This window comes from Ewingella sp. AOP9-I1-14 (assembly GCF_052375995.1).
In the GTDB taxonomy this organism is placed as follows: Bacteria; Pseudomonadota; Gammaproteobacteria; order Enterobacterales; family Enterobacteriaceae; genus Ewingella; species Ewingella allii.
In genome coordinates this window covers 1-25,238 of the sequence record NZ_JBQSVA010000004.1, presented here as the reverse complement: position 1 = coordinate 25,238, position 25,238 = coordinate 1, and the positions used below count along the sequence as shown (strand labels likewise).

18 protein-coding genes and 1 pseudogene are annotated in these 25,238 nt (G+C 54.5%); 2 read left to right on the top strand and 17 right to left on the bottom strand.

The features are described from left to right. Positions 1-5: 5 nt before the first annotated feature. The 3 genes from ACT3RT_RS12760 to chaB all read right to left on the bottom strand — a co-directional run bounded on the left by ACT3RT_RS12760 (position 6) and on the right by chaB (position 3,629). Entirely contained in the window at positions 6-2,228 is a 2,223-nt protein-coding gene (locus tag ACT3RT_RS12760) for a TonB-dependent receptor (protein WP_496203059.1), read from the bottom strand. A 164-nt stretch (positions 2,229-2,392) separates the two neighbouring features. After that, on the bottom strand, positions 2,393-3,082 hold the full coding sequence (locus ACT3RT_RS12755) for a gamma-glutamylcyclotransferase (protein WP_353501938.1): 690 nt from the start codon (positions 3,080-3,082) through the stop codon (positions 2,393-2,395). 316 nt (positions 3,083-3,398) lie between these two features. Continuing rightward, the gene (gene chaB, locus ACT3RT_RS12750; RefSeq protein WP_396130792.1) at positions 3,399-3,629 is read right to left on the bottom strand and encodes a putative cation transport regulator ChaB; all 231 of its coding nucleotides are present in this window, start codon (positions 3,627-3,629) and stop codon (positions 3,399-3,401) included. A 596-nt stretch (positions 3,630-4,225) separates the two neighbouring features. On the opposite strand from chaB, the gene chaA reads away from it, so the two are divergent. Beyond that, positions 4,226-5,326 carry a sodium-potassium/proton antiporter ChaA gene (chaA, locus tag ACT3RT_RS12745; protein ID WP_353501937.1) on the top strand — a complete coding sequence of 367 codons (1,101 nt, stop codon included), beginning with the start codon at positions 4,226-4,228 and terminating at the stop codon, positions 5,324-5,326. Between the two features lie 79 nt (positions 5,327-5,405). Here the strand turns inward: chaA and phoH are convergent, their stop codons facing one another. From phoH to putP, 7 genes are all read right to left on the bottom strand, one after another. Further along, positions 5,406-6,194, bottom strand: a complete 789-nt coding sequence (gene phoH / locus ACT3RT_RS12740; protein ID WP_034790157.1) for a phosphate starvation-inducible protein PhoH — start codon at positions 6,192-6,194, stop codon at positions 5,406-5,408. 742 nt (positions 6,195-6,936) lie between these two features. Beyond that, on the bottom strand, positions 6,937-8,205 hold the full coding sequence (locus tag ACT3RT_RS12735; RefSeq protein WP_496203058.1) for a chloride channel protein: 1,269 nt from the start codon (positions 8,203-8,205) through the stop codon (positions 6,937-6,939). Positions 8,206-8,299: 94 nt separating this feature from the next. Then, the gene (locus tag ACT3RT_RS12730) at positions 8,300-9,400 is read right to left on the bottom strand and encodes an N-acetylmuramoyl-L-alanine amidase (RefSeq protein WP_496203222.1); all 1,101 of its coding nucleotides are present in this window, start codon (positions 9,398-9,400) and stop codon (positions 8,300-8,302) included. A gap of 220 nt (positions 9,401-9,620) precedes the next feature. Beyond that, positions 9,621-10,940, bottom strand: coding sequence for an iron uptake transporter deferrochelatase/peroxidase subunit (gene efeB, locus ACT3RT_RS12725; protein WP_441655996.1), 1,320 nt, complete (start codon positions 10,938-10,940; stop codon positions 9,621-9,623). A gap of 213 nt (positions 10,941-11,153) precedes the next feature. Beyond that, complete coding sequence (efeO, locus tag ACT3RT_RS12720) at positions 11,154-12,293, bottom strand: iron uptake system protein EfeO (protein WP_496203057.1); 1,140 nt, start codon at positions 12,291-12,293, stop codon at positions 11,154-11,156. Positions 12,294-12,376: 83 nt separating this feature from the next. Then, a complete protein-coding gene (gene efeU, locus ACT3RT_RS12715) occupies positions 12,377-13,225 on the bottom strand; it encodes an iron uptake transporter permease EfeU (RefSeq protein WP_353501933.1) in 849 nt (282 codons plus the stop codon). A 316-nt stretch (positions 13,226-13,541) separates the two neighbouring features. Then, positions 13,542-15,026, bottom strand: coding sequence for a sodium/proline symporter PutP (gene putP, locus ACT3RT_RS12710; RefSeq protein WP_496203056.1), 1,485 nt, complete (start codon positions 15,024-15,026; stop codon positions 13,542-13,544). Positions 15,027-15,444: 418 nt separating this feature from the next. Here putP and putA point away from each other — a divergent pair, with 418 nt between their 5' ends. Next, a complete protein-coding gene (gene putA, locus ACT3RT_RS12705; RefSeq protein WP_496203055.1) occupies positions 15,445-19,416 on the top strand; it encodes a trifunctional transcriptional regulator/proline dehydrogenase/L-glutamate gamma-semialdehyde dehydrogenase in 3,972 nt (1,323 codons plus the stop codon). A 176-nt stretch (positions 19,417-19,592) separates the two neighbouring features. Here putA and tcyN read toward each other — a convergent pair whose 3' ends face one another. From tcyN to ACT3RT_RS12670, 7 genes and pseudogenes are all read right to left on the bottom strand, one after another. Then, positions 19,593-20,345 carry an L-cystine ABC transporter ATP-binding protein TcyN gene (gene tcyN, locus ACT3RT_RS12700; RefSeq protein ID WP_100938354.1) on the bottom strand — a complete coding sequence of 251 codons (753 nt, stop codon included), beginning with the start codon at positions 20,343-20,345 and terminating at the stop codon, positions 19,593-19,595. Then, positions 20,342-21,010 carry a cystine ABC transporter permease gene (gene tcyL / locus ACT3RT_RS12695; protein ID WP_353501930.1) on the bottom strand — a complete coding sequence of 223 codons (669 nt, stop codon included), beginning with the start codon at positions 21,008-21,010 and terminating at the stop codon, positions 20,342-20,344. The genes tcyN and tcyL overlap by 4 nt, the downstream gene beginning before the upstream one ends. A 106-nt stretch (positions 21,011-21,116) precedes the next feature. Continuing rightward, positions 21,117-21,920: a cystine ABC transporter substrate-binding protein gene (tcyJ, locus tag ACT3RT_RS12690; protein WP_496203054.1), complete on the bottom strand. Its 804-nt coding sequence runs from the start codon at positions 21,918-21,920 to the stop codon at positions 21,117-21,119. 197 nt (positions 21,921-22,117) lie between these two features. Next, positions 22,118-23,128, bottom strand: a complete 1,011-nt coding sequence (locus ACT3RT_RS12685; protein WP_353501928.1) for a D-cysteine desulfhydrase — start codon at positions 23,126-23,128, stop codon at positions 22,118-22,120. Positions 23,129-23,325: 197 nt separating this feature from the next. After that, on the bottom strand, positions 23,326-23,832 hold the full coding sequence (gene fliZ / locus ACT3RT_RS12680) for a flagella biosynthesis regulatory protein FliZ (RefSeq protein ID WP_034790141.1): 507 nt from the start codon (positions 23,830-23,832) through the stop codon (positions 23,326-23,328). 55 nt (positions 23,833-23,887) lie between these two features. After that, the gene (locus ACT3RT_RS12675) at positions 23,888-24,610 is read right to left on the bottom strand and encodes an RNA polymerase sigma factor FliA (protein ID WP_034790139.1); all 723 of its coding nucleotides are present in this window, start codon (positions 24,608-24,610) and stop codon (positions 23,888-23,890) included. Between the two features lie 224 nt (positions 24,611-24,834). Then, positions 24,835-25,238: pseudogene (locus tag ACT3RT_RS12670) on the bottom strand (flagellin lysine-N-methylase); the annotation flags it as partial.

Below are 25,238 nucleotides of genomic sequence, written 5' to 3'. Positions count from 1 at the left end.
GGTGATTAGAAATCGTAGGTGGCGGAGAGTTTAAACTGGCGCGGCGTGCCCTGCGTCAAATAGCCGCCGGTGGCCGAAGCCCAGTAGTTCTCATTGGTGACGTTTTCCAGATTGGCGCGCCATGTCAGAGTATGTTCCTGCATCGGCATAGCGTAACGCACGCCCAGGTCGAGGCGAGTCCAGGCATCAATTTTTTGCGTGTTGGCTTCATTGAGATACTGCGAGCCGGTGCGGATCACCTTGCCGGTCAGCGTCACGTTCTGCACGCGCGGGACATCCCACTCGCCGCCGAGCACTACCTGATAGTTCGGCACGCCGATGGCGTCGTTACCATCATTCAGACCACCGTTGGTGTCCGTCAGCTCCGGCTTAAGCCACATGGCGCTGCCCAGCAGGCGCACGCCGTACATCGGCTCACCAAACACGCTCAGCTCGACGCCACGGTTGCGCTGCATGCCGTACAGGCCATATTCGCGCGTCACGCTATTGGTGTAAGAGGCCGGTTTTTTGATTTCAAACAGCGCCAGCGAGCCGCCGAGAGTGCCGAAATCAAACTTGGCACCCACTTCGTTTTGCTTCGAGGTAATGGCAGGGAATACTGCGCCAGCGTTGGACGCCGTGCTTGGCGCCGGATCGCTCGGCTGAAGGCCCTCTATGTGGTTGGCGTAGAGCGAGACATGTTCCCACGGCTTGACCAATAGGCCGTAAGCGGGAGTGACCTTGGTGTCGTCGAAGGCCGCATTCTGCACGCCGTCATAGGTGTAGCCACGTGTCAGAACCTCCTGACGGCGCGCCCCCAGCGTCAACAACACTTTATCATCCAACACGCCCAAGGTGTCAGAAACCGCGATGCCACTGCTGCGGCTGCGGTTACGCACTTTCGGGTCATCCATATGGCCGCCGGTAAAACTGGTTGGCGGGTAGTTTATAGGCTCAGGATCATAGAGGTTGAACGGTCCGCGATCGGCGGTTTTCGGCATGGTGTAGCTGGTGCGAGTCTTCACATAGACGCTGGAGAAGCCGACGTTAACCTTTTGCGACACAAACCCGGTGTCGAAGTCGCCGCGCAGCCCCGCCATGGTGGAGATGCGATCGGCGAAGTAAGGCACGCTGAGGCGTCCAATGGTGCCGTTTCCATTAACATCGGTCACGGTTGGCGAGGCGTAATCGCCAGTCTCATGAGCATGGCTGGCACCCAGCCCGGCGTAGGCCGTCCAGTGATCGGTGAGGTCATACTCCCCTTTCAACATGCCGAATTCGTTCTCGGTATGGGTGTTCGACCAGGGCTGCGCGTAGTTAAGGGTTGATGATGGCGCATCTGGAACTTTGGTCAGCGTCGGGCTGAGATACACCGGTGGGCGGCCATTGCCGACGACCTGCTTTTGATAGCCAAGGTCGAGTGAGCTGCGGAAACGATCGCCGCGATAGTCCAGGCCGATAGAGCCAAGGGTCGTACGGCGATATTCATCGTCCACCGCCGCGTCCCCTTCGCGGTGCAGGGCGTTGACGCGCACGCCCCACTGGTCGTTGTCGCCAAAGCGGCGGCCGACGTCAATCCCGGTGCCAATCTGCGAGGAGCTGGTGTAATCCATCGTGACGCGAGTGAGTGGCGCGGAAGAGGCGCGTTTGGGTTCGACGTTAATCGCACCGCCTACCCCGCTGCCGCCTGGGGTAACGCCGTTGATAAAGGCGTTGGAGCCTTTAAACAGCTCGACGCGGTCGGCGAAGTTGCTGGCGACCACCTGACGCGGCAGCACGCCGTACATGCCGCCGTAGGAGATATCATCGCCATTGAGCGAGAAGCCGCGCACCATAAAGGTTTCGGAGAAGTTGCCGTAGCCGTAGCCGCTCTGCACCGAGGCATCGTTGCTCAGCACGTCGGCCAGCGAGCGCGCCTGCTGGTCCTGAATCAGTTTGTCGGTGAAGCTAATCACGTTGAACGGCACGTTTTTAGCATCCTGCTCGCCCAAGATCCCCAATCTTCCGCCGTTCGCCACGCCGCCATCAAGATAGGCTGGCACCGGGGTGTTGCCCCCAGCCTTGAAGTCATCCGCCATGGCGGTGACGGTCAGGGTATCTTCTCCCTTTAGGCTGCTCGCGCTGTCTGGCGCAGCTGGCGATGGCGCAGCGGCGTGGGCAAGAGGTGCAGTGATAGCCGAACAGATAAGCACGGATAATAGGCTACGGGTCAGGCGACCCGCCGACGGTGAGCGGTGTGACGTTTGCATAGAGGTTCCCCAATGAACAAAATGAGAATGCCAATGATTCTCATAAAGATTGGGATTATGCGCATTGACTGCTCGATTGCAATAAAATTGGTAATAAAAAAAACCGCCTTTTGAAGTGCATCAAATGGCGGTTTAGTGGGTTGCGTTAGTTGCAGCAGTAAGTCTTAGCCGAGGCCGGGAACCCCTTCTGCCGGAGATACCGCCAGCAGCATACGCACCTGATTAACCAGTTCGCTCATGCAGTCGTCGCGCATACCGTAGGTTTGCAGTTCTTTCTCCAGCGCGAACAGGTATTGCGCGTTGGTGCCGAGCGGCCCGCTGGCTTTGGCAATCAGCGGCGCGATCACCTGATATGAGGTGTCAGCTTCAAACAGCGGGTGTGCCGGGTCCATGATGAACACCAGCGCAGTCACTTTGCGGCCGTCGTCGAGATCCAGCTCGCACCACGTCGGGCAGTAACAGCCGGTGACCATTTCACGTTTCCACAGCAGTTCCAGCTCTTCTCGCAGCTTATCTTCCGGCAGGCGGAACGCCAGACCCGTGGTGCGGCCGCCCTCTTTCAGCGCTAGCATGCGGCCCGGCTGGGTGTGCGTCCCGCGTCCCGAGGTCAAGCGCAGACAGAAAGCGCGGTGATAGCCGTTAAGTGTCGCCGGTCGCGCCTCATCCGAGTCAAACACCGGATTCCACATCAGAGAGCCGTAACCGAATATCCATACCGGGCTATTGTCCGGGCGTCGCGCCAGCGTGCAGTCGAGCGAGGCGGAACGTTGTTCGGAGGTCAATAACATCGACTCGTCGATGCTGCCGAATGCTGTTTTGCAATCTGCGTTACGCAGAAAATCTCGGGTTAACATTCATCGCCTCCTTCAAAACCACTGCTTATAGAACTTGCCATACTGTTGACGCTGTTTTCTCCGTTATTGCGCTTTATTCCTTTTTATCGCTCTAAAAAAGGAAAAAAACATAAGAATTTCTTTATGTCGTTAATAGTTCAAACCTTATGCGTTTCTGCGTCAGCAATCAAGATTGAAGGTGATCACAAAACGAAAATATGATGAACATTTAGTGAACATTGATAAATGCGCGGCGGGAATGGCAATGAGAGACAAATAAAGCCCGGCACGAAGGCCGGGCGGAAAGCTTTTTAGTGTAAGAAAGCCAAGGTATGCATTACTTTTTGGGATGCCATTTATCGTCATCCCCTTTCTGATAACCGTGCTTAACCGCCGCCCAGGCTACCTTGTGCGCGGTTTCTTCCCGGCTGTCATCACCCTGCCTGTCTTTGGATTTCGCATATTCATCCCATGCGCTGTTAAAGGCTTCTTTATAGATGTCTTGAGCATGAGGCGGGAGCACATTACGCACGGAATCCGGTAAAGATGATCGGTTGTCATAAGGCATTTCCAGTCTCCTCGTTAGTCGTCTGGGTTATTTGATAAAGCAACAAAGTCTAAAAACCCCACTTTTTGCTGCCTCGATCGGTGTTTCATCACCCGTTTTGCTACATAACGAAGTCTAGCTGCTACGCTAAATAGGGTTATAGGTAATGTTCTGATAAGCCTAATAGGACTGAAAATAATAAAGATAATTCAGTAAACGTAAAGCAGCGTAAGTGCAGGCAGGAAATCCATTAAAAAATGGGGTTATTCGATGACTCAGTTGAAAACTTCTCATCATCGTCATAACTCTAACTTATTAAATTAACTCTTTGTTTTTAATATTCTTTAAAGTATTCAAAAACACATCTACCAGACTTAATTAGCGTCTTATATTAAGTTATAGCGCTTAAAATCGATGTCTTATGATTTTTTATTACCAAAGCAAGCTTATATCTATCAATTAAGTCGTTTTTCTTATATAGTGAACGAGTTAACGCGCCATGGCATAACGAGTTTGTTGTGCTCTATGACGCGTTCTTTGCTGGCAGTGAAAACACTGCTGTTTCGTGAAGCCGGTTCGTCCGAGCCACGTAAGTTTTGCACAGGAGAATAATCATCATGGTGTCATCTCAGGAGCATCCGAAGCATAAATCCCGCCATCAAGAATATTCACTCGTTTTCCCTATTGCTGCCTTATTAGTCTTGGTCTTTTGGAGTGATAGCAGCAATTTCCTCGCCGTCATCGGCATCAACGCAATCGCACTGGTGGGTATTCTCGCCAGCGCCTTCAGCGTTGTGCGCCACGCCGACGTTCTTGCCCACCGCTTAGGCGAACCTTATGGTTCACTCATCCTCAGCCTGTCGGTGGTTATCCTCGAAGTGAGTCTGATTTCCGCGCTAATGGCAACGGGTGACGCCGCCCCGGCGCTGATGCGTGACACGCTGTTCTCGATCATCATGATCGTGACCGCCGGTCTGGTTGGTTTCTCTTTATTGCTGGGTGGCCGTAAGTTCGCGACTCAGTATGTGAATTTGGGTGGTATTAAGCAGTACCTGATGGCGATTTTCCCGCTGGCGATCATCGTGCTGGTTCTGCCTGCCGCCCTGCCCGACGGTAACTTCACTACCGTGCAGGCGCTGATCGTCGCCGTGATTTCTGCCGCGATGTACGGCGTGTTCTTGCTGATTCAAACTAAAACGCACCAAAGCCTGTTCATTTATGAGCACGAAGATGAAGGTGAAGAAGACGGCCACGGCAAGCCTTCTTCCAAGAGCAATCTGACCCACACCCTGTGGCTGATTGTCCATCTGGCGCTGGTTATCGCGGTGACTAAATTCAACGCTGACCCGCTGGAAGAGCTGTTAACCGAGCTGAACGCCCCGGCGCAGTTCACAGGCTTCTTGGTCGCGCTGCTGATCCTCTCCCCTGAAGGTCTGGGTGCGTTGAAAGCCGTGATGAAGAATCAGGTGCAGCGCGCGATGAATCTGTTCTTTGGTTCGGTTCTGGCGACCATTTCCCTGACCGTACCTGCCGTCACCCTGATTGCCACCCTGACCGGCCAGGAGCTGATCTTCGGTCTGGCCCCGGCGAACATCGTAGTGATGCTGTCAGTGCTGATTCTGTGCCAGATATCCTTCTCCACTGGCCGTACCAATGTATTAAACGGTACTGCTCATCTGGCGCTGTTTGTGGCGTACATGATGATCATCATGCTGTAAGCCTGCTTACAGGTAAAACTAAGGCCGCCTCAATTCACATTGGGCGGCCTTTTTATTAGAGACAGGTGCGAGGGAAGAATTAAGAGTAGGCGTGCAGGGTGCGTTTACACAGCTCTGAACGCACGCAGTCCTCTTTACCAAACTGAATGATGCCAACCATCTCGTCTTCTTCGAAGCGAGACATTGCATCGCTAAGCCCTGATACTACCCCACGCGGCAAATCGCATTGGGTAACATCCCCGTTTACTATTACCGTCACATTTTCGCCGAGACGGGTCAGGAACATTTTCATTTGGCTGGCCGTGACATTCTGGGCTTCGTCCAGAATAACCACTGCGTTTTCGAAAGTGCGCCCGCGCATATACGCAAAAGGTGCAATTTCAACCTTGCCTATTTCCGGTCGCAGGCAATATTGCATAAATGATGAACCCAGACGACGTAATAAGATGTCGTATACCGGACGGAAATAAGGTGCGAACTTCTCAGAGATATCGCCGGGCAAGAAACCGAGGTCTTCGTCGGCCTGCAATACTGGGCGGGTAACAATAATCCTATCTATCTCTTTATGTATTAATGCCTCTGCAGCTTTCGCCGCGCTAATAAATGTTTTGCCACAGCCTGCTTCGCCGGTAGCAAAAATTAACTGCTTATTCTCTATGGCTGATAAGTAATGACCTTGAGCTTCAGTTCGTGCCTGGATTGGAGAGGTATCGCGAGAGTCGCGAGCCATTCCAATCGATTCCACACCGCCCATTTGGATTAAAGAGGTCACAGATTCTTCCTCACGTTGGCGGTGACTGCGTGAATCACGACGAATAACACGTTTCGCTTCACGACGAGCTTTGATCACTTCTTTCTGTCTTCCCATAGTGGCACCTTACAGTTTGATTCACTTAACGCTAAGGCATAGGCCCGCACGGTTATGTTTCACTAACAAATGAGGTTTTGGTCTCCTTTTAGACCAAGTTGAGCCAATGAATAACGTGAAGAGGAAAATAACGTCGGGTGATTAACAAATGAGCGCCCTGCTATTTTCTTTAGACATACTGTCTGTTCACGAGGAGGCATTGCCATTAATGACAAACCGCTGACCTTCAAAGCATTGGAGCCAGTTAAACGGCCAGACAAATAGCCAGTTGGTTGCAGTGTAAGTGTGGGGTCAGTTAAAGAACGGAGGCGCTGTTGCGTGGTTGAAAAGTGACAAAATAATAAAGACGTGGAAAAGGTTTGGTCGGTTAATATCAGAGAGTCGAAGTCTTGACCCTCGTTTGCGGTTAAGCAGTGACAACGAGTGGAGAGGTGTAAATATGTTTTTTTATTACTCAGCCCAAAATAGGACTTTCTCATTCGCGATCCCCGCTGTGATATTTACGACCTTGGCCGCTCACCGAGTAAACTTTTTAATCCTGCTCAATTCAATTTATTAATTTGAACCTACTGAGCGTTAACTAAAAAGTACCGCCTGATAATGACAGTATAGTGACAGCTGCCATCTTTGCTAAGAATTTTCATTACTAACCTGTTACTGAAATGTAAGAAAGTTTGTTGAGTTGGTCAATAGGATCTTTCACGATCTAAAAAAGATCCTATTATCCTGCCGCACGCAGTGATTAACTCTTTTTAGCCTCGAAGGCCCTACTGCAAAGGCTTTGCACCGCGATTGAACCCGTTATCGCGAATAAAATCGGGATCAAAAAATCATGCCCAACGCGGGTAAATTCCATAATTAATACCACCGCCGTCAGTGGCATTTTCATTGAGGAAGCTAAAAAGGCCGCCGCACCGATAATCGCAAAAGCGCCGAGAGAGGTGCCCGGCCAATAAATATTCCACAGCCCGCCCAGCACGCAGGCCAGCAACGCGCCGTTAGACAGCCCCGGCGTCAGCAACCCGCCCTGCGCACCCGCCCGCAGCGTGCTCCAGGTGATAGCCACTTTCGCCACCAGCAGCAGCGCCGCCAGCGCGATGGTGATCTGATTGTCGAAGCTGATTTGCGCCGGGCCTTTGCCGTTGCCCAATAACTGCGGCAGCCAACCGGCCAAAATGCCGATAATCGCAAAGTTAATTAGATTGAGCGGGATCAGCCTGGCGTCGCGTGGGGCCTGCGCTTTGGCCTTGTTGGTCAGGCGCGTAAACCAGTAGGCCGCGAAGCCGAACACCGGCCCCATCACCACCGACCAGACCAGCAGCGACGGCGTGATATCCAGCGGCATCAGGTGGTACTGGGACTCATTGCCCAGCCCAATCCAGGCCACCAGGGCAGCAATAGAAGAAGTACAGATCGCCGGAAGCAGCAGCTGCCAGCTAAAAGCGCCCAGCAGCACTTCCAGCACGAAGACCGCCCCGCCGAGCGGCACGTTATACACCGCCGCCAGCCCCGCGCCTGCGCCACAGGCAATCATGATTTGGGTTTCACGCACGGTGAGAGCAAAACGTTGGGAGAGCCAGTTAGCGGAGATAGCGCCAATTTCTCGCGGTGCCACTTCGCGGCCCAGAGGTGAACCCAGCGCCACGGTGATGATTTGCAGCAAGGCGTGAATCGTGGTGCTGAAGAACGGCATATCGGGCTTATCGGATTTCACCGCCGCCGCGATGCTCACCAGCGGCTTGCCCCAGCGATAGAGCGCCCACCAGCCGATCCCTGCCACCAAGCCACACACCACCAGCACGGCAAAGCGCCGCCCATGCGTCGCGGCAGCCACCCCCTGCAAAAAGCTTTCATTGCTGATGATAGCGTTCTGGCTGTAGCCAAACGCCAGGTGCTGAATGCTGTGAAGAATAAGCGCCAAGGTCATGCCGCCTAGCCCGGCTAGAATGCCGGTAGCGACCGTGGCGAGGGTTAGGCGCCAAATCGGGCTGGAAATTGGTGTCTGACTCAACTGTTCTCTCCGTAATTTGGCCTAAGGTCCTGCGCCAATGAGTAAATTTTTTAGCTTACTCATTCAATTTACAAGAAAACGGTTAAACGGCAGGTCAGCTCAGCAGATTATTTTTCTTTTCATTGAGGAAATAACTGTTGATCCCCTCGGCTAGCGCGCGGGCCATCTTCTCCTGAAATACCGGCTCGCCGAGCAACTTTTCTTCATGCTTATTGGTGATAAAGGAGGTTTCTACCAGCACCGACGGGATGCGCGGAGACTTCAGCACGGCAAAGCCCGCCTGCTCGGGGTGCGGACTGTGCATAGGGTGAACTTTGATAATGTTTGACGCCAAATGGCGGCCGAAATCCAGACTGCGGCTGATGGTTTCGCGTTGGTCGAGGTCAAACAGCGTCTCTTTGAGATAGGGATCGTCAGTCTTGAAATCATCGTCATACAGCACGTCGACGCTGTTCTCACTCTGCGACAAATAGCGAGCCATGGCACTCCCCGCACCGTGTGGCGACAGCGCAAACACCGACGCGCCCGAGACATCATCATTGGTAAAGCCGTCGGCGTGAATCGAGATAAACAGGTCGGCCTGATGTTGATGCGCCAGACTCACCCTATGATATAGCGGGATAAACACATCATCTTGCCGCGTCAGCACGGCGTGAATGCCATGTTCCTGATCCAGCAGGCTTTGCAGCCGTTTGGCAATATGCAGTACCACGTGTTTTTCATAGGTGCCTTCATTGCCAATTGCTCCCGGATCTTTACCGCCGTGGCCGGGATCAATCATCACCAGCAACGGCTTCTTGGCGGCGGGCGCAGCGGCGGTTGGCAGAGCCTGACTGACGGCCCCTCCCGGCAGGCTAATGCCGACCTGCAACTGGCCCGCCGTCTTGGTGCGCTGCAAACGCGGCGCGGCGCTCAGTTGCAGCACAATCCGGGTGATTTGCGGCGTGAAATGGGCAATCTGGGTATGAACCAGCCACGGGAATTTTTGCTTCAACACGGTCAGCGAGTGGATTAGCGCGGGAGGAAACGCCTCCATCGGCACATCAATCACTACTCGCTGCGGGTTATCGAGGGTGAACACGCGGCTGCGTTTATCAGCAGACGGAATTGTCACGTTAATTTGCGCGGCGTCAGAGGTCAGCGAGACCGGCGCGGCAACAGATTTGGCATACACGCGCGGCGCGGTCAGGGCCATGCCCATACCTAAAATAAGCAGTTTTCGGCGCTGATGGTTGATGGTCATAAACAGGGTTTCCTCGGACATCGTGACGACTTAGCATCATGACATTCCTCAGATTTTTATGAATTAGCGGGAGTATTAACAGGCGGTGAATTCGGTAACGAGGCGTAAGAAAATGAAATCTATCCCCCTTTATCCTGACAGAGCTAAGGGGGATATTCTGCGGTTTGCTGAATTATGCTTCGATCAGCGACTGACCCAAATAGTGGTTCTCATCCTGTACGCCGGGCAGCGTGAAGAAGAAGCCGCCGCCCACCGGGCGAATGTACTCTTCCAGCGGCTCGCCGTTCAGGCGTTTTTGCACCGCGAGGAAGCCCTTCTCCAGGTCGTGCTGGAAGCAGACAAACAGCAGCCCCATCTCCAACTGGCCGGAGTTAGTCACCCCCAGCGAGTAGCTATAGCCGCGACGCAGCATCAGGCTGTCATCGGTGGCTTTGGTGCGCGGGTTGGCCAAGCGAATGTGGGCATCAAGCGGAATCACCTTGCCTTCTGGGTCTTTGCTGTAGTCCGGCACGTCGTGCTCTTTCGCCATTCCCAAAGGCGCACCGCTGTGTTTGTGGCGACCAAAGATGGTTTGCTGCTCCTGCAACGGCGTGCGATCCCAGAACTCGACGTGCATCGGGATAATGCGCATTGCCTGATAGCTGCCGCCCACGGTCCACGCCGGTTCGCCCTGCTCTGGCGTCACCCAGATGGCTTTATCCATCAGCGGCGTGTCTTTGGTGTCCGGGTTGGCGGTCCCGTCTTTAAAGCCCAGCAGGTTGATTGGCGTCTCTTTGCCCTGACTGCGCGCGGCGTGGGAAGAGATAAAGCCGTCGCGACGCCAGCGCACGCTGAGCAAATCCGGCGTGTACTTGATGATGTCGCGCAGCGCGTGGATCACCGTGTCGCTGTTGTTGGCGCAAATCTGTAGCAGCATGTCGCCGTGGCACAGCTTGGCGTCCAGCGAGTCGTTCGGGAAACGCTCCATGCGTTGCAGCTTCAGCGGTTTGTGCGCGGCGAGGCCAAAACGCTGATCGAACAGGGAGTCGCCGACGGAGAGCGTCATGGTCAGGTTGTCCGGGTAAATCTCCGGCCCCATCACGCCTGAATCCATCGGCGGGAATTTCGGGTCAACCTCCGGCGCGGTGCCGCCCGTGGTGAGGAAGGCAAAACGGCTGGTCAGTAAACGGAACAGGCGCTCAAGGTCCGCCTTGCTGGTTGCCAGCACGTCGAAGGACACCAGCATCATCGACGCCTGTTGCGGGGTCAGAATACCCGCCTGATGCACGCCGTGGAAAGGCTGTTTACTCCAGCGCTCATCGGGGGAAACCGTGCCCGGCGCATAGCCCGGCTTTGAACCCGTGGTCTTCGACGCCTGCTGGTTATCAACACCGGCCGCCGCCGCGCCGCCAAGGGCCAACACGCCGCCCATCAAACCCACACCCTTCAACAAACGGCGGCGTGAGGAAGAGACGTCCTGAGATTCAGGGGCTTTATCGTTTTTGTCACTCATTGCTTTGCCTCAACAAACTCTACTGCTTGCCACTACGCGAAAGGAGCGCCGCGGCGCTCCTTTATTGTGATATTTCAAACGCCCTACCTTTCCCCAAAATAATTCGTGTTGCAGGAAGGCGGCAACCGAAGGAACCCGATGAGCTGACTCAAGTCAGTGATTCGAGTAACTAAGGGCAGCCAATGCACCTGCTGCGCGAAGCATGAAGAGGAATCAATCTAAGCCCAACACGCCACGCAGCTTAGCCAGATCTTCCGCCAGCGTGGTGATCGGCCCTTTCATCGCGATGCGGTCGGCATCGGTCAGCTTCTCATAGCTCTCGTAGCCATCTTTGGTTTTGTATTTATCCAACAGCGCATCGACGGTTTTGAAGTTTGCGTCAATCTTATCCAGCAGCGGCTTGTCGGCTTTTTCCAACAGTGGGCGCAGCAGGTTAACGATTTTCTGCGAACCATCAAGGTTGGCGCGGAAGTCCCACAGGTCGCTGCGGCTGTAACGGTCTTCTTCACCACTGATTTTGCTGGAGGCCACTTCTTCGATCAGGTCCGCCGCGCCGCCAACCACTTTGTTCGGTGGGAAGGTCAGGTCAGTGATGCGTTTTTGCAGATCCTGTACGTCGGTGTAGAGCTTATCGGCGTAAGGCTCGGTACCTTTGGTGGTTTTATCCGCAAACAGGATTTTCTCCAGGCGGTGGAAACCAGTGAATTTCGGGTCTTCGGCTTTCTTCTCAAAGTCATCTTCACGGGCGTCAATGCTGCCGTCGAGGTCAGAGAACAGTTCGGCGATTGGCTCGATGCGCTCGTAATAAACGCGGGTTGAGGCATAGAGAGATTGCGCCTTTTTCAAGTCTCCTTTCTTAATCGCGTCAGTGAAAGCTTTGGTGTGGGAAACCAGTTCGCCCACCTGCTGAGTCACATAGACTTTATATTCCGCGATTGGCCCAACCAGTGCCATGGCGTCAGGTTTGGTGGCGGTGCTAGCCCCTTCGCTGGTCACGGTCAGCTTGCCTTTCGGGTTGCTCAACAGGCCGCAGGTCATGTCATATTCGCCTGGCTCCAGATTGGCCGTCATCTTCTGGGTGAAGCCCGGCGCGATGTTCTCACGCTCTTCCACCACCATCACGCCTTTAAGGATCTCCCACTCCAGCCCTTTCTGGCTGGCGTTGTGTACCACAAACTGCGTTTTACCGGCAGGCACGGTCAGTGACATTGGGTCACACTGTTTATCGTTCACCGTGATTTTGACTTGTGGAATATCCGCCGCCAGCGCATTGGCGCTCAGGCCGAAAAGCGGCAAGGAGAGCAGAGCAACCTGCAAAGCGGTACGGCGGAACAGCGTGTTTGACTTGGACATCGGGTAACACCCCTATTAAAGACGCCCTGTTAAAGGCGGTTGTTAAAATTATTAAACCACTGTTATCAAAGAAATCGTCATGCTTAGCGCGGGGTCTTCTGGCCAGCGGCAGGTGCTACCAAAGGTTGTTTCCCTTGCGGCAAGAAGAACAGAATCAGTGCTGGGATCAGATAGAGGAAGTAGACCGAGACTTCGCTGACGGTCGGTGCTTCCTGATAACCAAACATGCCTTCCAATAAGGTGCCGAACAGCGAATGTGTCGACAGCACGTTGCTCAAATCAAAGGCGATGTCCTGCATGCTGTTCCACAGACCGGCTTCGTGGAAGGCGCGGATCGCTCCGGCGGCCAGCCCAGCAGCCACAAACAGAATGAACAGGCTGGTCCATTTGAAGAACTTGGCGAGGTGCAGCTTCACGCCGCCGTAGTAAATCAGGAAGCCAAGCACCACGGCGGCGGCCAGACCCAGAATCGCCCCGATTGGCGCGGCAATGCCGACATCCTGCTGGAACGCCGCCAGCAAGAAGAAGACCGACTCCAGCCCTTCACGCGCCACGGCGAAGAACACCATCGCCACCAGCGCCCAGCCCTGCCCGCGGCCTGAGTTCAGCGCGTTATCGATAGCCCCTTCCAGATGCACTTTGATTGAGCGCGACACTTTACGCATCCAGAACACCATGTAAGTCAGAATGCACACCGCGATCACCGCCACGATGCCTTCAAACAGCTCTTGCTGCTTCTGCGGGAATTCGCCGGTGGTTTCGTTGATGAAAATGCCCAATGCCAGACAGAGCGCGGCGGCGATGAAAACGCCAATCCATACGACGCCCAGCCACTGCCCGCGCTGGGTGCGCTTGAGGTAACTGGCAATCAGACTGACGATTAGCGCGGCTTCAAGCCCTTCGCGAAACATGATGAGAAAGGGAACGAACATAGCTAAAACTCCCGGCACCGCGGTGCTGAAGAACTAAGATTACCCACTTTCCTGTCACCGGCGAACAGCCGAGGTTCAAGGCAAAGCATGTAAAGATAAGTAAAAATGAAAACGATAGTGATTATCATTCCTGCAAAAATAAAAACAAGTGGCTACCCGCGCTTTTTTGCGCCAACTGTCGGCTTTTAGCAGGAAATTTTATTGCTGATTATTTCAGAGAAAACGCCAGAAAATGGCTGAGATAAAAAAGAGCGGAGCCGGTTTCCCCGCTCCGCCCTATTACTTAGGACCCATGTTCAATACAAAACGGCAGTGATCAGACGGTTTTGTACTCTGCCTCTGCGGCGTTGAAACGGTTTTCCACCGCAATTGAAGGTTTGCGGCCCATCAGGCTCACAATCCAGATAGCCAGTGAGGCAAAGATAAAGCCCGGAATGATTTCGTACAGGTCCAGCCAGGCGTACTGTTTCCAGATAAGCACGGTGCCCGCGCCTACCACCATACCGGCCAGAGCGCCGTTACGGGTCATGCGACGCCACATCACTGAGATCAAAATAACCGGGCCAAATGCCGCGCCGAAGCCTGCCCACGCATAGCTTACCAGCCCTAGCACGCGGTTATCCGGGTTCGCCGCCAGCGCAATCGCCACCAGCGCCACTACTAGCACCATCACGCGGCCAATCCACACCAACTCAAACTGGCTGGCATTTTTACGCAGGAAGGCTTTGTACAAATCCTCTGTGATCGCGCTGGAGCACACCAGCAGCTGGCAGCTCAGGGTACTCATCACCGCCGCCAGAATTGCCGACAGCAGCACGCCCGCCACCCAAGGGTTGAAGAGGATTTTTGCCAGCTCGATAAACACTCGCTCGCCGTTTTCGGTTACGTTTCCAGCCTGCGACGGATTGTTGTGGAAGTAAGCAATGCCGAAGAAACCCACCGCGATAGTACCCGCGAGGCATAGGATCATCCACGTCATGCTGATGCGGCGGGCGCTGCGAATGGTGCGATGCGAGTCAGCGGCCATGAAGCGCGCCAGAATGTGCGGCTGCCCAAAGTAGCCCAGCCCCCAGCCCAGCAGCGACAGGATCGCCACCAGATTCATGCCTTTGAACATATCCGTGTATTCTGGGTTTTTGGCGTTGATCACCATCATCGAAGTATCAATCCCGCCAACCGCCAGAATGACGATAATCGGCGTGAGGATCAGCGCGAATATCATCAGGCTGGCCTGTACGGTGTCGGTCCAGCTAACCGCCAGGAACCCGCCAATAAAGGTGTAAATGATGGTAGCCGCCGCCCCAGCCCACAGCGCGTTGGCGTAAGTCATGCCGAAGGTGCTTTCAAACAGGCGCGCACCGGCCACGATGCCAGAAGCGCAATAAATAGTGAAAAATACCAAAATTACGATGGCTGAGATGATGCGCAGTAACTTGCTGGAATCTTCAAAACGGTGGGTGAAGTAGTCCGGCAAGGTAAGCGCGTTGTTGTTGGCTTCGGTGTGCACCCGCAGGCGCCCCGCCACCAGCTTCCAGTTGAGATAAGCGCCGATCGTCAGGCCGATGGCAATCCAACTTTCTGAAATTCCAGAGATAAAAATCGCGCCCGGCAGGCCCATCAGCAGCCAGCCACTCATGTCCGAGGCCCCGGCTGATAACGCTGTCACCACGCTGCCCAGACTGCGGCCGCCGAGAATATAGTCATCGAAATTCTTAGTGCGCAGATAGGCGATCAGCCCAATCAGAATCATTCCGAAGATATAAACGCAAAACGTCACCGCCATAGGTGTATTCATTGTCATGCAAGTTCTCCACTTGTAATTTTCAATCTGTAAAAACCCCTGTCTGCTGATATGCCTCTGTGGGCCGTTTTATTAGTGAAAAATATCAGCGTATAAATCCAATCCGCCAGGATAGTTATCGACATAAACCGCAATTACAAGATTTTTAACATGCCAGTCACATGAAACAGATCCCCTATCACATTAATTATGATTGCGGGTTGCACCTTACATCGCGCGCAGTTGTACCGCCCACAACTCCCATTAACCAAAGCCTTTAGCGATCCCCGTCACAGCTAAAAATGTTAAAAATTGAGCCAGATTTAGCATTGCTGCACATCATGCAATTAACAGGGTTGCACAAAGTTGCAACATAGAAGATATTGCTGCTCAGAAAACATCAACGATTGCCCTATCAGGCTGACTTATGGAGTGAAAGATGGGAATGACGACAATGGGCGTGAAGCTGGACGAAGCGACGCGTGACCGTTTGAAAGTGGCCGCGCAGGGTATCGATCGCACGCCGCACTGGTTGATTAAGCAGGCTATTTATTCCTATCTGGAACGCCTGGAAAATGGTGATACTCTGCCGGAAATCCCTGCCTTAAATGCGGCGGGCATGAGCGATCATGAAGAACAACCGGCCCTGAGCCTGTTGGAAACCCATCAGCCATTCCTCGATTTTGCAGAGCAGATTTTGCCGCAGTCGGTTAGCCGTTCGGCTATCACCGCTGCCTACCGCCGCCCAGAGCCAGAAGCCGTCTCTATGCTGCTCGAGCAGGCTCGCCTGCCAGCGGATATGGCCCTGGCCGCGCACAAACTGGCCTATGATCTCGCCAGCAAATTGCGTAACCAGAAAAGCGCCAATGGCCGTGCCGGTATGGTACAGAGCCTGTTGCAGGAGTTCTCGCTCTCCTCGCAGGAAGGCGTGGCGCTGATGTGTCTGGCCGAAGCTTTGCTGCGTATTCCTGATAAACCGACCCGTGACGCGCTGATCCGCGACAAAATCAGCACCGGTAACTGGCATTCGCACCTTGGCCGCAGCCCGTCGCTGTTCGTCAACGCCGCGACCTGGGGTCTGTTATTCACCGGTAAACTGGTGGCAACCCACAATGAAGCCAATCTCTCCCGCTCGCTGAACCGTATTATCGGTAAAAGCGGCGAGCCGCTGATCCGCAAAGGCGTGGATATGGCAATGCGCCTGATGGGCGAGCAGTTCGTCACCGGCGAAACCATCGCCGAAGCCCTCGCCAACGCGCGCAAGCACGAAGAGAAAGGCTTCCGTTACTCTTACGACATGCTGGGCGAAGCGGCCCTGACCGAAAAAGACGCGCAGGCTTACCTGCTCTCTTACCAGCAGGCGATTCACGCCATAGGCAAAGCCTCCAACGGTCGCGGTATTTATGAAGGCCCGGGCATTTCCATCAAGCTCTCGGCCCTGCACCCGCGCTACAGCCGCGCCCAGTATGAGCGCGTGATGGACGAACTCTACCCGCGCCTGCTGTCACTGACTCTGTTGGCCCGCCAGTACGATGTCGGCATTAATATCGACGCCGAAGAGGCTGACCGTCTGGAAATCTCCCTCGACCTGCTGGAAAAACTCTGCTTCGAGCCAGAGCTGGCAGGTTGGAACGGTATCGGCTTCGTTATTCAGGCTTACCAAAAACGCTGCCCGATGGTGATTGATTACCTGACCAATCTGGCCCAGCGCAGCCGCCGTCGCCTGATGATCCGTCTGGTTAAAGGTGCCTATTGGGACAGCGAAATCAAACGCGCGCAGGTTGACGGCCTTGAGGGGTATCCGGTTTATACCCGCAAAGTCTATACCGACGTCTCATATCTGGCCTGCGCCCGCAAACTGCTGGCGGTGCCAAACCTGATTTACCCGCAGTTCGCTACCCATAACGCCCATACGCTGGCGGCGATTTACCAACTGGCGGGCAACAACTACTATCCCGGCCAGTATGAATTCCAGTGTCTGCACGGCATGGGTGAGCCGCTGTACGAGCAAGTGGTGGGCAAAATTGCCGATGGCAAGTTGAACCGCCCGTGCCGCATTTATGCCCCGGTCGGTACTCACGAAACCCTGTTGGCCTATCTGGTGCGTCGCCTGCTGGAAAACGGGGCTAACACCTCCTTCGTTAACCGCATTGCCGACGCCACCTTGCCGTTAGACGAGCTGGTCGCAGATCCGGTGAAAGCCGTAGAAACGCTGGCTGCCAGCGAAGGTCAGGTCGGCCTGCCGCATCCGCGCATTGCGTTACCGCGTCACTTATATGGTGAAAAACGCGTCAACTCTTCCGGTTTGGATATGTCCAACGAGCATCGTCTGGCCTCCCTGTCCAGCGCCCTGCTCAGCGGCGCGGCCCAGCCAATCACCGCGCAGCCAATGATTGATGCCGAGTTAGATGAAGGCCAATTTATGGATGTGATTAACCCAGCTGAACCGACTGATGTCGTGGGCCAAGTTCGCGAAGCCACCGAGGGTGAAGTCAGCCGCGCACTGGACGCCGCTGCCGCCGCTGGCCCTATCTGGTTTGCGACACCTCCCGAAGAGCGCGCTGCAATCTTGCAACGTGCCGCAGAATTGATGGAAGGCGAGCTGCAAAGCCTGCTTGGCGTGCTGGTACGCGAAGCCGGAAAGACCTTTAATAACGCCATTGCCGAAGTGCGCGAGGCGGTCGACTTCCTGCACTACTATGCGGGTCAAATTCGCGAGCAGTTTGATAACAATACCCACCGCCCGCTGGGCACCGTGGTGTGTATCAGCCCGTGGAACTTCCCGCTGGCGATTTTCAGCGGCCAGATTGCCGCCGCCCTCGCCGCGGGTAACAGCGTGCTGGCTAAACCTGCCGAGCAGACGCCGCTGATTGCCGCTCAGGCCGTGCGCATTCTGCACGAAGCCGGGGTTCCGGCAGGGGTGCTGCAACTGTTACCGGGTAAAGGCGAAACCGTCGGCGCTCAACTGGTGAATGACGAACGCGTGCGCGGCGTGCTGTTTACCGGCTCCACCGACGTGGCTGGCATCCTCCAGCGCAGCATCGCCGGGCGTCTGGATCCGCAGGGCCGCCCTGTTCCGCTGATTGCTGAAACCGGCGGCCTGAACGCGATGATTGTTGACTCCTCTGCCTTAACTGAGCAGGTAGTCACCGACGTGGTTGCTTCCGCCTTCGACAGCGCGGGACAGCGCTGCTCTGCGCTACGCGTGCTCTGTATTCAGGACGACGTGGCAGAGCACACCCTGCAAATGCTGCGCGGCGCGATGGCCGAGTGCCGCATGGGCAACCCTGAGCGCCTATCCACCGACATCGGTCCGGTGATTGATCAGCAAGCCAAAGCGGGCATTGAGAAGCACATTGACGCCATGCGCGCTAAGGGCCGCGCCGTGTATCAAGCCGCCCAGCAGCAAGGTGAAGATCAGCAAGAGTGGTCACGCGGCACCTTTATCCAGCCAACTCTGATTGAGCTGGAGAGCTTTGGCGAACTGAAGAAAGAGATCTTTGGGCCAGTGCTGCACGTGGTGCGCTATGCCCGTCAAGACTTGGATAAGTTGGTCGACCAAATCAACGCCGCGGGTTATGGCCTGACGCTCGGGATCCACACCCGTATCGATGAAACCATTAACCGCGTGACGTCGAAAGCCAACGTCGGCAACCTGTATGTGAACCGCAATATGGTTGGCGCCGTGGTTGGCGTGCAGCCATTCGGCGGTGAAGGTCTGTCCGGCACTGGCCCGAAAGCCGGTGGCCCGATGTACTTGTATCGCCTGCTGTGCAGCCGTCCACAAGAAGCCGTGGCGCAAACCCTGAGCGTACAGGATAAGTCGCTGCCATTGGATGTCTCCCTGCGCGAAGCCCTGCTAGCGCCGCACCGTGCGCTGCAACAGTGGGCCGTTGAGCAGAAGGATGACTCACTGGCCGCGCTGGCTGAACGCTTCGCTCTGTCGGCTCAGGGCGGCACCGTCCGCACTCTGCCGGGCCCAACGGGTGAACGCAACACCTACGCCCTGCTACCGCGTGAGCGCGTACTGGCGCTGGCGGATAATCAGCAAGACGCGCTGATCCAGCTCTCTGCCGTCACCGCCACCGGCTGTCGCATCCTGTGGCCTGATGCCCCTTTACAGCGCGACCTGTTCAAACAGCTGCCAAAAGCGGTTCAAGAACGCGTTGATTTCGCTAAAGAGTGGCAGACCGAAGCGCCGGAATTCGACGCGGTTATCTACCACGGCGACGCCGATCAGCTGCGCGAGCTTTGCCAGACCATCGCTAAGCGCGCGGGTGCTATTGTGTCGGTTCAAGGTTTTGCACGCGGTGAGGACAACATCCTGCTGGAACGCCTGTTGATCGAGCGTTCACTGAGTGTGAATACCGCAGCGGCCGGGGGTAATGCGAGTTTGATGACTATTGGCTGATAGTCAGGGGCAGCGCAGGGCTGGCTGCCCAAAACCCGCTTTAAATCTTTAAGATCAAGGTCGTGGGCCGTGGCCCACGGTTTTGAAGTTGAAGTTGAAGTTGAAGTTGAAGTTGAAGTTGAAGTTGAAGTTGACGTTGAAGTTGCAGGTTTGGGCAGCCGCCCAAACCTTTTTAACTAGCGAGTTAAAAACTTCTCAAGAAACTGTTTTGTACGCGCATGCTGAGGGTTCGAGAACAGCTCTTTGGCGGGGCCTTGCTCGACGATCTTCCCTTGATCCATGAAAATCGCGCGGTCGGCGACGTCGCGGGCGAAGCTCATCTCGTGGGTGACGATCACCATGGTGCGGTGCTCCTGCGCCAAGGCGCGGATGGTGTTGAGCACTTCACCCACCAGCTCGGGGTCGAGCGCGGATGTCGGTTCATCGAACAGAATCACTTCCGGGTTCATGGCCAGTGCGCGAGCGATGGCTACGCGCTGCTGCTGGCCGCCGGAGAGACGGCGCGGATAGGCGTCCTCTTTGCCGCTTAGCCCTACTTTCTCCAGCAACTGGCGGGCATAGGCGACGGCTTTCTCGCGCGACTCGCCCTTCACGATGACCGGACCTTCAATAATATTGTCGAGAACCGAACGGTGCGGGAACAGGTTGAAGTTCTGAAATACAAAACCCACCTGTTGGCGCAGTTTACGCACATTCTCTTTCTGCTTACTGATAGAACGGCTGCCGTCGATCTCAATATTACCGACCTTAATGGTGCCGGAATTTGGCTCTTCCAACAGATTAATGCTGCGCAGCAAGGTGGTTTTACCCGATCCGCTTGGGCCGATAATGGCGACCACTTCACCAGAATTTACCTGTAAATCGATACCGTGCAGTACCGTCTGACCGTTGAATTTTTTGGTCAGCTGTTTAACGTCAATAGTGCTCATGGCTGCTCCCTGTCTTGACGGTTAACGCGGTCTTCCAGACGATTTTGCAGGAAGGACAATACGGTGGCCAACACCCAGTAAATCAACGAGGCGGCCAGATACATGGTGAACACTTCCAGCGTGCGCGATGTTACCAACTGCGCCTGGCGGAACAGCTCTGGCACCTGAATGGTCGCGGCAAGGGAGGTATCTTTCACCAGTCCGATAAAGCTGTTACCCAGCGGCGGCAACGCGGTGCGGGCGGCCTGCGGCAAGATCACGCGGCGCATGGTCTGCCATGAGCTCATGCCGATGCTCGCGGCGGCTTCCCACTGGCCCTTTTCAATCGACGAAATCGCGGCGCGCAGGGTTTCGGAGGTGTAGGCAGCGGTATTGAGCGACAAACCAATCATCGCGGAAGGAATAGGATCCAGCTCAATGCCGAACTGCGGCAGGCCGTAGTAGATCATAAACAGTTGGGCAATCAGCGGCGTTCCACGGAAAATAGACACGTAGAATCGCGACAGCCATGACAGCGGCCAGAACTTGGACAGGCGCATCAGCGCGAGGATAAAGCCCAACAGCAGACCGAACACCATCCCGCCCAAACTGAGTTGCAGCGTGAACAGCGTACCTTTCAATAAAAATGGTGCTGAATCCAGCACCAGTTGAATACTTTCTTGCATCTATAACCCTTAGGTCTTTTTACATCTTCAGCGTAGTTCTAAGCTCAAAAGCGTTGGGGCTGAATCACGCTTAGTCGCGCAGAGACAGCCCCACCGTTGGCCGACATTACTTAGTTACGTCAGCACCAAACCACTTATCGGAGATTTTGGCCAGTGAACCATCTTTCTGCATATCAGCAATGGCTTTATCAATCGCAGCCAGCAGCTCTGGGTTGTTCTTACGCAGCGCCACGCCAGATTCCTGACGAGCAAAAGGTTTACCCGCAACCGCTAAGGTGTCGCCGGTTTTCTTCACCAGATCCAATGCTGCCAGACGGTCAACCAGAATCGCGTCGATACGGCCTACGCGCAGGTCTTGGTATTTAGTCGGGTCATCATCATAGGTACGGATGTCCACGCCCGGCTCGTTAGCGCGCAGCCACTGCTCGTAGTTACTGCCCAAACCAACGCCAACTTTTTTGCCTTTCAGCGTGTCAGGCGTGGCGAAGTTGTCTTCGTTGCCCTTCTTAGTCAGCACCTGAATACCCGAAACGGTATACGGGGTGGAGAAGTCATATTTTTTCTGGCGCTCGGGAGAGATAGTCACCTGATTGATAACGACGTCAATACGCTTAGATTCCAGCGAGGCCAGCATGCCGTCCCATTTGGTCGGTTGCAGCCTGGCTTTAACCCCCATGTGCTGGGCCAGAGACTGTGCGAATTCGACTTCGAAGCCGGTTAGTTTGCCGTCTTCACCCTGAAAACTAAATGGCGGGTAAGTTCCCTCAAGGCCGACAATCAGCGAGCCGCGCTCTTTGACTTTAGCCAGCAGGCCTTCGTCAGCCGCGAAGCTGCTTGTAACCATGCCGCTGGTCAACGTGACAGCGACCGCACCCAGAAGTAAACGACGACGCAGTGTTGAGAAACCCATATTCACCTCATGAATTAATTATTTTGTTAGTGGCGCACGTTAGCATCGGTTGAAAAGATTATCAGGAATATAATCCTCTAATCTTAGTGCAGAAATGCATAAGTAGGAGCCAGCAAGCATAAGCGCGGCAAAAGGCTAGGCCTATCAATGCCATTGCCGCCCCCGGTTGCAATAAATATCAGCCAGTTAGGACAGTTTTAAACCTGAGGATGATAGGCAAACAGCGCCGGTGCGCCGCCAGTATGGATGAACAGAATCGGGTCGGATCCGGGGAAAAGCCCGCGTTCCAGACCGTCAATCAGCCCTGCCATCGCCTTGCCGGTATAAACCGGATCCAGCAGCATGGCTTCCTTCTCAGCGAGGAGTTTGATGGCGGCTAACCCCTCTTCGCTCGGCTCACCGTAGCGCGGGCCGAAATAGCTATCCCACAGGTGGATCTCTGGCAAAGCCTCGTCGAACTGCAATCTTTTGGCGACATCGCGAGCAATAGCTTCAACCTTCGGGCGCTGAGCCTCGGCAGTCCGTGACACCGTCACGCCAATCAGCTGGGTTTCCGGCATTAAATGCTTTAATGCAACGGCAAGCCCGGCATGGGTTCCCGCACTGCCCGATGCCACCACGATGGCGCTGAAATCAACAAAGCTGGAGGCGCTCTGCTCGGCAATCTCCAGCGCGCACTGCACGTAGCCCAAAGCGCCCAACGCGTTAGAGCCGCCCACCGGCACGATATAGGGGCGGAAACCCTGTGCTTCGAGCTTTTCGGCTTCTTCGGTTAACTGGCTCATCGGGTCATACAGCGCGTCGCACATCACTACTTCAGCATTAAACAAGTCCAGCAACAGACGGTTGCCGTTAGTCAGGTAGTTAGCCTGCGTGGTGCCAATCGGGTTCTCCAGCAGCGCGACGCATTTCAAGCCCAGCTTGGCGGCGACGGCGGCGGTTTGGCGCACGTGGTTAGATTGAATGGCCCCGGCGGTGATCAGGGTATCGGCCCCCTCTTCCAACGCGGCGGCGGCCAGAAACTCGAGCTTTCTCAGTTTGTTACCACCGAGCGCCAACGGCGTGACGTCGTCACGTTTAATGTAGATCGGGCGACCAAAATAGTCGGAAAGACGGTTAAGTCTTTCGAGCGGCGTGACGCTACCCAACAAGTCCACGCGCGAGAAGGCTTCCAGCCGATTTTTAAGCAATGAAATTTGAGCAGGCACAGTGTTCCCCTGAAGCGCTTGCGAAAGCCGCTATCGTTATGATGTATAAAGTCAGATCGAGATAAGATGTTCAGGTTGATATCAATAAATTATATAGCGAATTTATACAAGCGATGACAGATGTCAGGCAAAAAAAACAGGCTCCCGGGGGAGCCTGCTTCTTATATTTCGCATGATGTAAGCAACGAATCTGCCGATTAGGCTGATTTTTGCCACGCCAAATACTGGTCATACTTACGCAGCGCGATACGGTAGTTATCATGAGCTGCCACCGGCAAGTCATTGATAATACGCTCGTGAATGCTATCGCCCTTGGTGCGCTCATGCGGATAGTTCTGGGCAACCAGAATCTCATCCAAACGACGCAATCGGACAACGTATTCACGCACCGTGCTGTGGTTCATCTCGGTTTGTTCGAACAGATATTGTTTGAACGCCATGATGTCGAAGTAAGACCAATGGCTGTTACAGCTAATTTCGCTGCAAAAGCGGCAAAGTGCGGTCAGTTCTTGCGACAGGTTGTTCCAGACTTCGTCATCAATAGGCTGGTCCATCTTGGCGATGGCCTCTTTATTGATGATCTGGCCGCGAAACACCAACGCCATGCGATCCAGCTCCTTGCCACATTGTGAACATTGAGTCTGGCTATGTTTAAAGTCTTTTAAGTAACGGCTTAACGGCCGCGTTTTGAGTCCGGCTGGCATAAACTTATTCCTGGTGAAGGATGATCAAATGTAAAACCGGCCAGGAAAAAGCGGATCAATGGTCATTTGCCAAGCGAGCGCGTAAACGCTTGATCGCCTGGCTATGTAGCTGGCTAACGCGGGATTCCCCGACGTCCAGTACTGCCCCGATCTCTTTTAAATTCAACTCTTCCTGGTAGTAAAGTGTCAGAACCATTTTTTCCCGTTCTGGCAGTGCGTCAATGGCGTCCATTACCCGCTGGCGTAAATTACCCTCCAGCAAATGGTGCAATGGGTTGGCCTCTTCGTGCCCTTCCATTAACGCTTCGGCGGTATCGCCGTGTTCTTCGCGCCATTCGTCATAAGAGAACAACTGGCTGCTATTGGTATCCATCAATATCTGGCGGTATTCCTCAATGGGAATATCTAACGCCTGTGCCACTTCGCCTTCGCTCGGTGGGCGTCCTAGCCGTTGCTCGGCATGATGCATAGCCTGAGACACTTCACGCGCATTACGCCGCACGCTGCGCGGAACCCAGTCACGACTGCGAAGCTCATCGAGCATCGCGCCGCGAATGCGCTGCACTGCATAGGTTGTAAAGGCCGTGCCCTGCATGGCATCAAAGCGTTCAACCGCATTCAATAACCCAATGCCCCCCGCTTGCAGCAGGTCGTCCAGCTCTACGCTGGCGGGAAGCCTAACCTGCAAACGCAGGGCTTCATGGCGCACTAGAGGAACATAGCGCTGCCACAAAGAATTTTTGTCTATCACGCCGCTGGCGGTATACAGATCGCTCACTGTCGTAACCTGGCAAATTGAGGGTCTGTACTATTATGCGTATGCCCGCTTTTTCCAATCGCCAGAATAAGGACTGAAAAGCGCGGCTATTTGGATTATGTCAGCGTGCCTGTACAAATAACGCACAGTGACTATATCAGTGAATGCGCCGCGCAGATTACAGTAAAAAAGTAAGTAAAAGTGAATAAGTGATGAAGAAAAACGAAAAAACCCGCAAATGCGGGTTAAACCAGAAGCTGGAGGACGGAAAGATCGTCGTTACGTTTGACGCTGTCGATGCCTGCCATGAATTCCGCTTTAGTCGTATCACTATGCTGGCGATAAGAATGGTAGCTATACATGACCTCGACAAGCGTCTTCTCATCGATTTGCCCCTTCTCAAGAGCATAGGCCGATAACAAGGATTTTACGTAGAAATAGTCCACCACCAGCAAGTAGAACTGCTTAAGAATGGGCACCGATTTATCGATAGCAAAACGGTCATGGTAAAGCCGATACTGGAAGTAATTGCGCAGAATATACGGACGCTCGTTCAGCCAAGGCAGAACAATATTGTCCCAACTTTGTTTGAGTGCGCTCAGATTTTCTTCAAGCGCTAACTGAGTGAAAGTGCCTACAAAATGCTGGT

What these genes read in the sequence shown, in the direction of transcription:
- fliZ (WP_034790141.1), bottom strand. Translation starts at nt 23,832, where the DNA reads ATGCCAGCCGGACTCAAAACGCGGCCGTTAAGCCGTTACTTAAAAGAC.
- ACT3RT_RS12755 (WP_353501938.1), bottom strand. Translation starts at nt 3,082, where the DNA reads ATGTTAACCCGAGATTTTCTGCGTAACGCAGATTGCAAAACAGCATTC.
- efeB (WP_441655996.1), bottom strand. Translation starts at nt 10,940, where the DNA reads ATGAGTGACAAAAACGATAAAGCCCCTGAATCTCAGGACGTCTCTTCC.
- efeO (WP_496203057.1), bottom strand. Translation starts at nt 12,293, where the DNA reads ATGTCCAAGTCAAACACGCTGTTCCGCCGTACCGCTTTGCAGGTTGCT.
- putA (WP_496203055.1), top strand. Translation starts at nt 15,445, where the DNA reads ATGGGAATGACGACAATGGGCGTGAAGCTGGACGAAGCGACGCGTGAC.
- ACT3RT_RS12760 (WP_496203059.1), bottom strand. Translation starts at nt 2,228, where the DNA reads ATGCAAACGTCACACCGCTCACCGTCGGCGGGTCGCCTGACCCGTAGC.
- ACT3RT_RS12730 (WP_496203222.1), bottom strand. Translation starts at nt 9,400, where the DNA reads ATGGCCCTGACCGCGCCGCGCGTGTATGCCAAATCTGTTGCCGCGCCG.
- chaB (WP_396130792.1), bottom strand. Translation starts at nt 3,629, where the DNA reads ATGCCTTATGACAACCGATCATCTTTACCGGATTCCGTGCGTAATGTG.
- tcyJ (WP_496203054.1), bottom strand. Translation starts at nt 21,920, where the DNA reads ATGGGTTTCTCAACACTGCGTCGTCGTTTACTTCTGGGTGCGGTCGCT.
- tcyL (WP_353501930.1), bottom strand. Translation starts at nt 21,010, where the DNA reads ATGCAAGAAAGTATTCAACTGGTGCTGGATTCAGCACCATTTTTATTG.
- tcyN (WP_100938354.1), bottom strand. Translation starts at nt 20,345, where the DNA reads ATGAGCACTATTGACGTTAAACAGCTGACCAAAAAATTCAACGGTCAG.
- phoH (WP_034790157.1), bottom strand. Translation starts at nt 6,194, where the DNA reads ATGGGAAGACAGAAAGAAGTGATCAAAGCTCGTCGTGAAGCGAAACGT.
- chaA (WP_353501937.1), top strand. Translation starts at nt 4,226, where the DNA reads ATGGTGTCATCTCAGGAGCATCCGAAGCATAAATCCCGCCATCAAGAA.
- putP (WP_496203056.1), bottom strand. Translation starts at nt 15,026, where the DNA reads ATGACAATGAATACACCTATGGCGGTGACGTTTTGCGTTTATATCTTC.
- efeU (WP_353501933.1), bottom strand. Translation starts at nt 13,225, where the DNA reads ATGTTCGTTCCCTTTCTCATCATGTTTCGCGAAGGGCTTGAAGCCGCG.